Source organism: Amycolatopsis pigmentata, from assembly GCF_042684065.1.
Classification (GTDB): domain Bacteria; phylum Actinomycetota; class Actinomycetes; order Mycobacteriales; family Pseudonocardiaceae; genus Amycolatopsis_E; species Amycolatopsis_E pigmentata.
This window is the reverse complement of sequence record NZ_JBHUKR010000032.1, coordinates 1-12,461: the sequence shown is the minus strand read 5'-3', so window position 1 is coordinate 12,461 and position 12,461 is coordinate 1. Positions and strand designations below refer to the sequence as shown.

Sequence of the window (12,461 nt, the reverse complement as noted above, 5' to 3'; positions counted from 1 at the left end):
GCTCAGCCACTACAAAAGACGCGGATACCCACTCACCTAAGTGCCGTTGCAGTACTAGTTCGTACAAGGTCTCGAACTCGGTCGGTGGCCGGTAGCCACAGGCCTCGCGCAGTCGACGATTGTCGTACCACTCCACCCACGCGAACGTCGCGATCTCGAATTCGTGTTTATTGTGCCACGGTCCTTGCGGTTTGATCAGATCTGTTTTATGAAAGCCGATCGTGGATTCAGCTAGCGCATTGTCGTACGTGTCGCCGACCGTGCCGATGGCCGCGTCGATTCCCGCGTCGATAAGATGTTGCGTGAACTGGGAATTCCTGTCATAAGTCTCTCGTCTTCGATCTCACGCCGTGATTCGGGTGCGCCAGAGCGGCATAATAGGTGGACGGAGCGATCTTGATGCCGCATTCGGTCAGCACTCTACAGATCGGCTCGACTCCGAACCGGTCCTGATAGTCCGTTACGAGCGTGGGGGTCGAGGGTCGAGCTCCCTCGCGAAGAACGCCGAAGGGGCAGCACCCACTTCCGCAGCGACTCGCCCGACACACCCACCGTCGCCGCCACCGAGCAGATCGCCTCCCACTGCGACGAACAGTGCGCTACCTGCTCAAAAACCAACGCAACCGCGCGCTCGCGGAACTCACGTGAGTACCTCTTCCCGGCCATGACCCACATCCTCACTCAACGAGTGAGCCTCCATCGAACCCGGGCGGTTCACGCACAATGACTACGTCGGTGGGCCTGACGTGTCGGCATACGAACCGCGACGTGCTGCGACGCGATCACCAGCGGGGTTGACCCGGCCCAGGCGCTCCTTCCCCGACAGCGCGGAATTCCATTCCAGGCGGGCGTGAAGCACCGGGTCGACATCCCACTCTTTCTCGGGCTCCACATGTACCGCCAGCCGACCCGGTGATGCGTCAGGTATACGCCAGGTCGTCATCCTCGGGTTCCTTACACCATTCGTAGATGGGCAACTCATCCTCGATCCGCGCTATGCGGCAGACTGCGGGGGATCCAATGAGGGGGCCAAAATGATCATCCTGGACAACATGACGCTGCAGGGTGCCGCTCGGGCGTTGTCCCGCTGGCAGCCCGACCTGTGGGGGACTCGCAGCAAGAAGCACCGTAATGCTGACAAATGGGACTACGCCTACAGCGATGACCTGCGCATGACTGCCGATATCCTCGCACTCGCCCAACTAGTGCAGTCAATCGTCCTGTACGACGAAGTCGGCGTCGGGCCCTATGGCACTCCAAGCTGGGCGAAGACACGACCTTGGCTGGAGCTTGAGCCGCCCAACGAGCTTGACGGTGTTGCAGGGCTGCTGACGGTTCTCGATCGCGGCTATGACCATCAGAGCCTGATCACCAAAACTGCCCTACGCGCCCAGGAACACACACGCACCGAAGACTTCCGCGACTATATCCGGACACTGGAAGACCAGGACGCGCTCGGCGCATACCTGCGGATCAGCAATGGCTACTTCGGCACTGGGTTCTCCGATGAGCTCCTCTGCGGTGACTCGACGGACCAAACCATCTTTCACCTCATGGACAACGCGGAGAAGAACACACGTAACCGGGCCGGCATCTTGGCGCGGCTGCTTACAGCCGGTGGCCGAGGTTGGGGCAAAAGCACGACAAAGGCTGCCAGGCGTGAGCGCGAACTGGACTATCAGAGCGACGTCGACATCACCTTACATCCGTTCGACCTGACTCAGGTCGAATCGGGGGACTTCTACGAGAAAGTCACCGCAGGACTAGACCTCGTCCGCAATATCGCGGCGACCTACTACTACGACCGGCTCGCCGCGCACGCCAAGTCCGCTTACGCGCCACATCCCCTGCGCGTCCGGTTCGTCGAATACCGGGCTCCGGACGAGCTCAGCCCAGCAGACCTCGTCCGGAGGATGGAGGAACGGAGGGCCGGGAACGTCCGCTCGGCGAGACAGAAGATCGCGCGTACCTCTTGCGGTGGTGAGGACCTCGTCGAGGTCAGGCTGCCCTTGTTCCTGGCGGCCGTGCTCACGGAGTCCGCCGAACCGGAGGATGTTGTCGCGCAGGCACTCCATCTCCGTGACTCACCACCCGCTCGGAGGCTGCGGGCGTGGTTCGAGGAGACCGGCGAGTTGTGCCGATCGGGAGGTCTCGGCATCGACCAACTGACAGCTCGCGTTCAGGAATTGGAGAAGGCACTCGATACGTGGTGGAGCTCAGGGCAGCGGCACGACCCGAAGGCCACCATCGGTAAGATCACCATCGGTCTCACTGCCTGGCCGCCCGCTATCCAGGCTCAGGCGCAGGACGTGTCACTCGTGCTCCCGAGGCTCGGCAGGCGACGGCCGCGGACTTTCAGGCTGCTCTACGATCTCGCGCAGATCAGCCGCGACAACCTGAGTCTGGCACCGGAGTTGGGCCGGGTGCTGGGGAGTGATGCCGCGGACGCGTGGCGTCGATGTGCTGGCATTTTTGAACAGATCGAGACCGGGCGCACCCGAAACTGCCAGCAAGAGTCTGTAGATGCCGACTAGTGTCTGTCGACACGCGGCGCGAACGCTTTCTTCGGTCGGCATACGAACCGCGACGTGCTGGTCGAAGGGCCTGAAATCACCTTCCGCCCGGTGGGCACTCGTCGTATGGTCGCGCGTGGTGGTTCTCGACGAACGCCGACGGGATCATCACCGGGTTGACGGCGTTGACAGGCGAACGGGCCGGGCTGTGTGGTGTGCGGCGCAGACTACCTCCGGGGCCGGGTTCCGCATGTGGCGATGGGCCGGTCGGGCCGGAGGCCGAGCGGTGCGGAGCCGGAACCGGATCGCGGGCACCAGTAACTACTGCCGCAAGGTGCCGCGGCGGTGGCGGCGACAAGGCAGGGCCATCGACGGCGCCGAAACGGAACGGCAGGCCCGGGAACTGTTCGACGCCCCTGTTGCGAACACGCGCATCAGCGGACGCTTGACCCCGTTCATGATCGTTTGCCGCGGGAATGCCGAGACCCACGGCGAAGACGCAACATTCCGGGACCGCAAAACGTCTAGTACGTGCCGAGCACTACTGGGTGGCCAGCAGCAGGCAGACGATTTCGTCGGTGTGGTCCCGGGCCTCAAACCCGGTGAGGCCGTCGCCGGCGATGGGAAAGGCCAGCACGTTGGCGCCGGTGGCCGGATCGACGACCACGTTGGGCCATTTTCCCCGGGTGGCAAGGACTTCCGGGGATTTCACGATTCGTTCGATGTTCAGGATGGCCTCGCTCTTGTCCGCATCGCCGAAGGCCCAGTGCGGCAGCGTGGCCCGGGAGGCCCGCTCGTCCCACAGGCAGGCGTAGTCATCCAGCCGCATGTAGTCGCCGTACCCCTCCTCGTCCCATTCCGCCTTGACGATGGTGTTCGCATCGGCCATCGGGACGACCACTGTGGTCACCCGGTTTTCCGAGACGCCCTTCGAGGAATAGTCGCGGCCGCCCACGTAGACCGGATAAGTGCCGGGCGGCACCTCGTGCGTGAACGGGCCGTCGCGGGACAGTTCCGGGGTCATCCAGCCCACGATTCCGTCCACCACAACGAGATCGCCCACCCGGTCGAACCAGTCGATGCCACAGACGTCGCCCCCGGCGCGTTCCGTGCACAGTGGCCCGGCGATGTGCCGCGCGAGCTGATCCAAACCAGCATTCATGGCGGGAACCCTAGCACGGCCGAAATTCTCCGGATACTCCCGCCCGAACGTTTTTTTCCGGCTTCTGTCGGCCTTAGGAAACAATTGCTTCGCAGGGGTGGAGCGGGGCTGATCCGAGCGGTCGTATTCGGTGGGCCTACCGTGTCGGCATACGAACCATGACGTGCTGGTCGAAGGGCCGGAGATCATGATCCGCCCGGTAGGTAGCCGTGCCTGGCGACGGGTGGTGTCGGGGGTGTGCGCGAAGACCGTTGGCGACCGGCCCTCGCGCAGCCAGCCGGCGACCACCCTCGTCCACGGCCGCCACCCCACGACGGTCTCCTCGATCGAGTACCGGCCCAGGGGTCGGTGCGGCGACGCGCCCCTCGCGCGAGTAAGCCACACAACGGCCCTGACCAGGGTCCCGGCTACGGGCACATGTCCACAGAGCTCGCCGCGTCGTTGAAGTTATAGGTCTCGAAATCTTGGATCTGGGTATTCGGGGGGAAGGTGACGAACCTTCCGCTGCGATCGGAGTTTTCATAGACGCACCAGCTGACTGGGCTCTTGTTCACCGCGGAACTGACCGCGTCGTTCGGAATCCAGGCGCCGCCAATGGTCACGCTGGACCGCGTGAACGATATCATCCAGCCATTGAAATTCGCGTGCTCATACAAGCAAAACGAGCTTTGCGGGCAGTCTTGGAAGGTCGAGGCATCGGCTGCCGCCGGAGCGACGAGCGACGAGCGACGAGCGACGAGCGACGAGCGACGAGCGACGAGCGACGAGACCATACCGGCCGAGATCACGGCCGCCGCAAACAATCCCTTGGTAGCTGGTTTACCATATTTCATCAACAGACCCTCCGCGTGTGATTTTGTCCGAAAAGAGCCGACCAGGTGACCGTCGATGATCCCGCCAACTCGACCAGCCTCGCACGGAGTTGCTGTCGTCCAGGCCGTCACCGTAATCATGGGCGTGGTCGACGGCCTGACCTTTCTGCTCGGCTTTGACAGAATCTGCAACCTCGCTCTCAGACCGGGTGGCCCCGATCCGGGTCGCCGCTCGTCTCTCCCGCAGTCGACCTCTCGATCCTGGTCCTGTTGCTCGGCATCCGGCACCTGGCTCTCACCAGTGCCTCGCAAGACGTACTGCGACCCGCTCGCTGGTTCCCGATCTTCGCGAGCGTCGGTCACCCTCGCGCTGAGCATGGCAGAACCTCTCGTGGCCGGCGGGGTTTCCACATCGTGGCTGCCCGGTCGAAGGATCTGGAATTCTCGACTGCTTGACTCCGTGCCGCCCGTTTTCCGGACGGCACGGCCGCTTCTCCACACATAGTGGTCGTCAGTTGCCGTTGTTTTCCGGTGCGGCGCTGCCGGTGTATTCGCCGATGTCGGAGACCAGTTCGGCGATGTCGGGCAGGTTGTCGAATCGGCGCTGGTGAATCTCGGCGAGCTTCTCGCCCATCTCCGGGTCCGGGTCGTCGGAGATGTCGAACGACTCGAACCTGTCGACCAACGGAAGTCCGATCCGGTCGATTTCGAGGTGTGCCGGGTGGTTCATCATGTCGTCGTAGCCTTCAACGTCCTCGAGCACGGAAATCGCGCCGTAATCGTGCTCGCCGCCGAAGACACGGCCGACGATGAACGACTTGATGGACGGTATGGCTCGGCTCGCCTTGCGCATGCCCTCCAGACCTGCCGCCACCTCGTCCTCCGTGACGTCGGGCTTGAGGGTGAAACGAATGCCGTGGTAAATCATCGAAACTGTCCTTTCCGTTGGTGTCACTCAGGGTTATGCCGAAGCGAAGGCCGCCGCGTGGTCGCGTGCGAAATCGGCGAGATCACGTGCGGGCTGTCCGGTGAGGTCCGTGACGGCAGTGTGCACCTCGGCGGCTTCCCCTCGGGCGTAATGGGCGTAGTCCTCGACGAGGCCGTCGAGCTGCCACGGCGGGACAATTTCCGCCAGCGCGGCGGCGAACTGCTCCGCGGAGACGTCGACGAACGTGATGTCCCGCCCGGCGGCGATCGAGAGTTCGTGGGCGATCTGGTCGTGCGTGACCGCGCGGGGTCCGGTCAACGTGTACGTGCGGCCGGAGTGCCCCGTACCGGTGAGCACGGCAGCGGCGGATTCGGCGATGTCCCTGGCGTCGACGAGGCTCACGGCGGCATCGCCGATCGGTGCGGCGAAGAAACCTTGTGCGGCGATCATTCCGGCGAAGCCGAACAGCCCCTGCATGAAGAGGTTGGGGCGCAGCACCGTGTGGTCCAGGCCAAGTTGGTGCACGTGTGTTTCGACCTCGGCGTGCCAGCGCAGGAATCGCACCGGGGAGTCTGCGCGTGCCGCGTACTGCGACAGCAGCACGAGCCGGCTCACCCCGGCCTGCCGGGCGAGGTCGGCGAACTGGATTTGCAGCGTTGCCGCATCCTCTGCCGACGGACTGTTGAGGAAGACCGCATCCACGCCCTTCAACGCGGCGGCGACGGATTCCGGGTCGTTCAGGTCGGCCGTGACGTTTTCGGTGTTCTCCCCGTGGGCGGCCGGCTGGTCGGGGTTGCGGGTCATCGCGCGAACGGCGGCGCCACGGGCCTGCAGGGCGGGTACCAGGGCGGAGCCGACCGTTCCGGTCGCACCGGTCACGAGCACGGTGGGGGTGTTCAGCGAGTTCATTGTCTTTTCCGTTCTCTGTTTCGCCGGGGCGGTTCCCGGCGGTTTCGTGCGGAGGGGTTCGTTACGGGTCAGTGTGTGCCCGCTGGGTTTGGGGTAGTCGGTGTCTTGGCGCCAGGGAAGAGCGACAGCGCGAGGGCGACGATGATGCCCGCGGCAGCACCCAGGAACGCGGTCGTGAAGTCAATGCCTCCGTCTGTTGCCGTGGCGGTGCCGGTGGTGCTGCTGATGGCGACGATCCCGACGAGACCGGCGAGCCCGACGGCGCCGCCCAACTGTTGTGCGGCGCTGATCAGTCCGCTGAGCAGGCCGCCCTCAGCTTCGGTCGCGTCGCGCACCGACATCGCGGTGGCGTTGACTGCGCTGAGACCCAAGCCGCCGCCGATCAGCACGAACGCGCCCAGCAACGACGCGGAGAACCCACTGCGCGTCAGATCGAACGCCAGCCACAGCAGGCCGGCCAGCAGCACGGCAAGGGCGACCGGTAGCGCGCGGGTCAGCCCGATCAGCTTCGTCAGCAGCGGCGCGAGCACGCTGCCCACGATGATCATGGCGGCGAGGGGAAGCTGGCTCATTCCGGTCTCCAGCGGGCTCATCCCGAGCACCTCTTCCTGGTACGGCGGCAGGAGGAAGAACAAGCTCGTCAGAGTGCCGCCGACCAGCAGCATCACGAGGTTCGCCATGACCACCGGCTTCCGGCCGAAGACACCGAGTGGCACCAACGGGTGCGCGGAGCGTCGCTCGACGACCACGAACGCGACCAGGAACGCGACACCGACCGCGAGACCGCCGAGGGCGAGCAGCGAGCCCCATCCGGCTTCCGAGGCCGAGATCATGCCGAGCGCGAGAGCGGAGATCCCGGCCGTGAGCGTGACTGCGCCGAACGCGTCGAAGTGTCCGGACCGGACCGGAATGGACGGCACCGAGCGCCACACGATGACGGCTCCGAGGATGCCGAACGGCACCGGGGTCCAGAAGACCGACTCCCAGCCCAGCGTCTCGGTCAGCGAGCCACCGAGGAAGACACCGCCCAGGCTGGCGGCACCGGCGACGGCGCCCCAGATGCCCATCGCGCGAGTACGTTCGGTGCGGGACGGATACAGAGCGAGCACAAGCGAGAGCGCGGAAGGCAGGACCAACGCGGCGCTGATCCCCTGCCCGATCCGGGCGGCGATCAACATCTCGCCGCTCGTCGCGACGGTGCACACGATCGAGGCCAGCAGGTAGGCGCCCATTCCGGTCAGGAGCACCTTTCGGCCGCCGAGCAAGTCCGCGAGGCGGCCACCCAGCAGCAACAGGCCGGCAAACGGCACCAGATAGCTGTCGATCACGAGCGTCAGCTGGATGTCCGTGAGCGCGAGGCCCGCACGGATCGTGGGCCCGGCAAGGTTCACCATCGCGCTGTCGAGGATGACCATGAACATGGCCGTCGCCAAGCCGGCAATCGCGACTCCACGCGACGTCCGTGGGCGAGTGACCGCTCCGGGGTCCGTGGCAAGGCTATTCATCATTTCGTCCTTCCACATGAATTCATCGTTTCGGCTGGCAGAGGAGGTTCTGAACCAACGGTCGCGTGAGTACGCCCGCGCTCGCGTCGGTGACAGTTGCCTAGATCCGTCACCTATCGCCGGAGAACTAATGCCATAGCGGTGGCACCACGCCTATCGTTCGCACCATGCCTACGCAGTCCGCCCGTTCGCTTGTCGGCAGGCACGACGAGATCGGTCGCCTCGGGGCGCTGATCACCGCCGCGGAACGGGGCCAGGGTGGTGCACTCGTCGTCCGTGGGGAACCTGGGATCGGCAAGAGCGCCCTGCTGGACCACGTCGAACATGCGGCCGCGGGGAAGGTCCAGATCATCCGTGCGTCCGGGTCGGAATTCGAGGGTGAGCTACCGTTCGCGGCACTGCACCAGCTGTGCCTTCCCGTGCTGGCACGCGTGGATGAACTGTCCACCTCCTACCGCGACGCGCTCCGGATCGCGTTCGGGTTGGCCGACGGCGCGCCGGAGGTGTTCCGCGTTGGCCTCGCCGCCCTCGAACTGCTGGCCACGGCGGCCAGGGAACGTCCGCTGCTGTGCCTCATCGACGACGCGCACTGGTTGGACACCGCGTCGGCGAAAGCGTTGACTTTCCTGGCGAGGCGCATCGCCGCCGAGCCGATCGCGATGGTGTTCGCCGCTCGCGACCAAGAAGTCGTCCCCGGGTTTGACGAGCTTCCCGGGTTGACCATCGAGGGCCTGAAGGACGCACACGCCCGCGCGTTGTTGGCTGAGGAGAAGACACGAACGCTCGACGAGCGGGTGCGCGAACGCATTCTCGCCGAGGCACGCGGTAACCCACTGGCGCTGATCGAGTTACCGAAGGCCGGCGGCTTCGCGCTGCCTACGCCGTCGCCTGTCGTGAGCCGGATCGAGTGGAGTTTCCAGACCAGGCTGGCGGACCTGCCGACGGACGCACGGCTGCTGCTGATCCTCGCGAGCGTGGAACCGACCGGAGACGCGAGCCTGCTGTGGACAGCAGCGAAGCTGCTGGACATCGACCTGCCCGCCGCGAGCCGGGACTCAGCGGCATCCGGATTGGTGGAGTTCGACGCGCGGGTACGGTTCTGCCACCCGCTGGCGCGCTCGGCGGTATACCGGGCGGCCGAACCCGCCCAGCGGCATGCGGCGCATCGGGCCTTGGCCGAGGCCACTGATCCGGTCACCGCGCCGGACCGGCGGGCATGGCACCGCGCACAGGCTACCGCCGGCCCGGACGAGGACGTCGCCACCGAGTTGGAGTCATCGGCCTCGCGTGCGCAGGCGCGTGGTGGTGCCGGCGCCGCCGCCGCGTTCCTCGAACGTGCCGCGGCGCTCTCGCTCGACCCGGACAAGCGGACCGACCGCACGCTCGCGGCCGCGCGAGCAACGCTCGACACCGGTGCGGCGGACGCGGCGGCGGACCTGCTCTCCAGCATCGACACCGGGTCGCTTGACGATCTCCGGCAGGTGTCCGTCGACCTGTTGCGCGGGAAGATCGCGTTGGTCAGCGGTGCGGACGGAGCCGACAGCGGACCGGACCTGATCTTGCGCGCGGCCCGGCGGCTCGCCGAACATGATCCGGCGCGGTCGCGCGGGTATTTCGTGGCCGCGGTGGAGATGGCGATGGCCGTCAGCCGGATCACCGGTGTGATGGACCGGGTGCTCGACGCGGCGCGCACGGCCCCGCCGGCAGCGGAGCAACCGGACCTCCTCGACGGGCTGATCCTGCTGCGCACCAAGGGCCACCGCGAAGGCGTGCCCGTGCTCAAGCGGGTCCTCACCGGCAAGGGCGCCGACTGGACGCACGCGCCGGGATTGACAACCGTGCTCGCGGGCGAGCTATGGGACTTCGACCTGCACGCCGCGGTCGTCGACTGGCTAGTGCGGACAGGGCGGAACACCGGCTCGCCGATCACCATTCGTCTCGGCCTTTCGCAAGTGGCGATAGCCGCGGTGCTCACCGGTGACTTCGGGAAGGCCATAGCCGCGATCGCCGAAGAGGAAGCGATCGCCGACGCCGCCGGCGACGTACCTCAGATGTACCCGAGGGTGTACCTGGCGGCGATGCGCGGCAGGCGCCGGGAGGCGCGCGAGGAGTTCACTGACGCGAAGAGCCGTGGCACCGGTCAACTGTTCACCAACGTCCAGTGGGCCACCGCGGTGCTGTGTAACGGAACCGGTGACTACCGCGACGCGCTGCAGGCAGCCACCAAGGCCACGGAGGCCGGCGATCTCTTCGTCTCCGGCTTCGCACTGCCCGAATTGGTGGAGGCGGCGGTGCGCTGCGGGGAGAAGGCCGTCGCAACCTCCGCGCTGGCCTCGCTCATCGAACGCACCGAACCCGCCGGCACCAGCACGGCAAGCGGCATCGCCGCCGGCGTCACAGCGCTCGTCACCGACGCCGAAGACGACCACCGAGAGGCCATCGAGCGACTGGCCGACAGCCCACTGGCCCCACATCGCGCACGGGCGCACCTGCGCTACGGGGAATGGCTACGCCGCGAGGGCCGCCGCCGCGACGCACGTGAACACCTGCACATCGCGCACGAACAGCTGTCGGAGATGGGCATGGAGGCGTTCGCCGAACGCGCGGCGAACGAGCTGCGCGCGACCGGCGAGGTGGCCCGCCGCCGCACCGAGCACACCTATGACCATCTGACCATGCAGGAGATGCACATCGCGCGACAGGTCGCCGCGGGCGCGACCTCGAAGGAAGTCGCCGCGAACCTGTACCTCAGCCCACGCACCATCGACGCCCACCTGCGCAACGTCTTCCGCAAACTCGGCGTCACCTCCCGCAGGCAGCTCAAAGACCTGCCTGACCTCGCCTAGTACTTGCTTGGCCGCGAACGCGGGTAGGCAATTCTCACCGACGCGAACAGCGGGCCCGCCAGGCACCCTTGTGTCACTGCGCAGCCGATCGAAGGACCGGCCGCCGGGCCAAGGAAGGCGAGCACATGATCACCGAAATCGACCTGAGCGCACCGGTCATCGTCCGTCGCGAAACCGTCATCAACGCACCGCTGCAACGTGTCTGGCAACTGCACACCGACGTGACATCTTGGCCACAATGGCAGCCGGACATCACCGCCACACAGGCCGACTGTCCACTGAGGATGGATACCACGTTCCGCTGGAGCACCGGGGGCCTGGATATCGAGTCCACCGTGTACGAAGTGGAGGAGCCACGCCGGATCGTCTGGGGCGGCCCCGCCCACGGAATCACCGGAATCCACCTGTGGACCTTCGACGTGACCGGTTCCGCAGTACGCGTACGCACAGAGGAATCCTGGGACGGAGACCCGGTTCGCGCTGACATCCCGTTCATGCGGGCCGCCCTCGACCAATCCCTCGCCGCCTGGCTCAACCACCTGAAGAAAGCGGCGGAAAACGCACGCTGAGAACCGACCGGAAATGATGTCCACCGAACCAGCGTCGGCTACCGCCACCCGGCCGGTTGGCGCCCGCTTGGGTTACCGTTGAAACGAAGGCAAGGAATGTGCCGGTAATGGTTCGCAGGAGGCCGCGAAGCGCCCTTGACCGGTGCCTCCCGGTCTGGCAGCCCTTCCCTTGGAGTGAAGGATTCCTTCGTCCTCAGCCTTCCACGGGGGCGAGGGCCGGGCGCTTGGGGTGGATGCCGTCGCCGGAGGACTCGCCCCGCAACCGCCGCCCGATCCACGGCAGCGCGTGCTCGCGGGCCCACCGCAGGTTCTCGGCGCGCTGCTGCCGCACCGACAGGACGGGGCGCGGCCCGAGCGCGGCGGGAGCCAACTCGTGCGGGACACCCAAGATGTCGAGCACGGCGATCGCGACCTCGGTGTGCCCGAGCGCGTTGAGGTGCAGGCGGTCCGCCGACCACAGCCGCCGGTCACCCAGCCGCCGCATCGCCCACAGGTCCACCAGCCGCGCTCCGTACCGGCCGGCGATGAGCCGCACGTGCTCGTTGTAGATCGCGGTGCGGCCGCGCAACCGGCGGAACACCGGGTCCTCGGCGCCGTCGACCGCGGTAAACAGCACCACGGTGGCTCCGGTTTCGGACAACCGCGCGACGGCCTTGTCGTACTCCTCGGCGAGAGCGTCGAGGTCCACCTTGGGGCGCATGAGGTCGTTGCCGCCCGCGTACAGGGTGACCAGATCGGGATCCATCGCCAGGGCGGGATCGAGCTGCTCGGCCAGCACCTGGCGCAGCAACCGGCCGCGAATGGCGAGGTTGGCATAGCAGAACCCGGGCTGCCCTGCGGCGAGGACCTCGGCCACGCGGTCGGCCCAGCCCCGCACCCCGTTCGGGCGGCCGGGATCGTCGTCGCCGACACCTTCGGTGAAGGAATCGCCGAGTGCCACCAAGCGTTTACTCATGCCGCCCACTCTATTCCGGCGGCTTCACCACCGGATCGGCTCCAACCTCCACCCAACTGGCCAAAGCGGTCAATCCGATCGTCAGCGGCCGAATGCAGTGCTGTGGCGCGTTCTCCAGCTCCGCGCCGCATCGCCCGAGAACCAGACGCCGACGGAGAACAAGCACCAGGGGTGCCCCGCGGTGCGGCCGCCCTCTTCGGCTCGCTAGATGTGTATTCCGGCCCAGCGGGCGAGGTTGGCGAGGGTGTTGGTGCGGTAGCGG

Annotated in this window: 11 protein-coding genes and 1 pseudogene; 3 read left to right on the top strand and 9 right to left on the bottom strand. The window is 66.4% G+C overall.

Features of this window, described 5'->3' with window-relative positions; translation table 11 throughout:
- Both ACFSXZ_RS41005 and ACFSXZ_RS41000 read right to left on the bottom strand, forming a co-directional pair.
- A partial coding sequence (locus ACFSXZ_RS41005) for an integrase core domain-containing protein (protein WP_378271958.1) occupies positions 1-280 on the bottom strand: 280 nt, incomplete at its 3' end.
- Positions 281-420: 140 nt separating this feature from the next.
- Positions 421-666: a transposase gene (locus ACFSXZ_RS41000; RefSeq protein ID WP_378271956.1), complete on the bottom strand. Its 246-nt coding sequence runs from the start codon at positions 664-666 to the stop codon at positions 421-423.
- 368 nt (positions 667-1,034) lie between these two features.
- Between ACFSXZ_RS41000 and ACFSXZ_RS40995 the strand changes: the two genes are divergently transcribed.
- A complete protein-coding gene (locus ACFSXZ_RS40995; RefSeq protein WP_378271954.1) occupies positions 1,035-2,534 on the top strand; it encodes a hypothetical protein in 1,500 nt (499 codons plus the stop codon).
- 520 nt (positions 2,535-3,054) lie between these two features.
- On the opposite strand, the gene ACFSXZ_RS40990 is transcribed toward ACFSXZ_RS40995, so the two are convergent.
- The 6 genes and pseudogenes from ACFSXZ_RS40990 to ACFSXZ_RS40965 all read right to left on the bottom strand — a co-directional run bounded on the left by ACFSXZ_RS40990 (position 3,055) and on the right by ACFSXZ_RS40965 (position 7,757).
- Positions 3,055-3,675, bottom strand: a complete 621-nt coding sequence (locus ACFSXZ_RS40990; protein WP_378271960.1) for a hypothetical protein — start codon at positions 3,673-3,675, stop codon at positions 3,055-3,057.
- Positions 3,676-3,903: 228 nt separating this feature from the next.
- Positions 3,904-4,023: pseudogene (locus tag ACFSXZ_RS40985) on the bottom strand (DUF72 domain-containing protein); the annotation flags it as partial.
- A gap of 59 nt (positions 4,024-4,082) precedes the next feature.
- The gene (locus ACFSXZ_RS40980; RefSeq protein WP_378271952.1) at positions 4,083-4,628 is read right to left on the bottom strand and encodes a peptidase inhibitor family I36 protein; all 546 of its coding nucleotides are present in this window, start codon (positions 4,626-4,628) and stop codon (positions 4,083-4,085) included.
- Positions 4,629-4,998: 370 nt separating this feature from the next.
- On the bottom strand, positions 4,999-5,415 hold the full coding sequence (locus ACFSXZ_RS40975; RefSeq protein WP_378271951.1) for a Dabb family protein: 417 nt from the start codon (positions 5,413-5,415) through the stop codon (positions 4,999-5,001).
- Positions 5,416-5,448: 33 nt separating this feature from the next.
- Positions 5,449-6,324 carry an SDR family oxidoreductase gene (locus ACFSXZ_RS40970; protein WP_378271950.1) on the bottom strand — a complete coding sequence of 292 codons (876 nt, stop codon included), beginning with the start codon at positions 6,322-6,324 and terminating at the stop codon, positions 5,449-5,451.
- 68 nt (positions 6,325-6,392) lie between these two features.
- Positions 6,393-7,757 carry an MFS transporter gene (locus tag ACFSXZ_RS40965; protein WP_378271949.1) on the bottom strand — a complete coding sequence of 455 codons (1,365 nt, stop codon included), beginning with the start codon at positions 7,755-7,757 and terminating at the stop codon, positions 6,393-6,395.
- A gap of 239 nt (positions 7,758-7,996) precedes the next feature.
- Here ACFSXZ_RS40965 and ACFSXZ_RS40960 point away from each other — a divergent pair, with 239 nt between their 5' ends.
- Both ACFSXZ_RS40960 and ACFSXZ_RS40955 read left to right on the top strand, forming a co-directional pair.
- Positions 7,997-10,675 carry an AAA family ATPase gene (locus ACFSXZ_RS40960; protein WP_378271948.1) on the top strand — a complete coding sequence of 893 codons (2,679 nt, stop codon included), beginning with the start codon at positions 7,997-7,999 and terminating at the stop codon, positions 10,673-10,675.
- Between the two features lie 125 nt (positions 10,676-10,800).
- Complete coding sequence (locus ACFSXZ_RS40955; RefSeq protein ID WP_378271946.1) at positions 10,801-11,244, top strand: SRPBCC family protein; 444 nt, start codon at positions 10,801-10,803, stop codon at positions 11,242-11,244.
- Between the two features lie 193 nt (positions 11,245-11,437).
- Here the strand turns inward: ACFSXZ_RS40955 and ACFSXZ_RS40950 are convergent, their stop codons facing one another.
- Positions 11,438-12,199, bottom strand: coding sequence for an SGNH/GDSL hydrolase family protein (locus ACFSXZ_RS40950; protein ID WP_378271944.1), 762 nt, complete (start codon positions 12,197-12,199; stop codon positions 11,438-11,440).
- Positions 12,200-12,461: the final 262 nt, after the last annotated feature.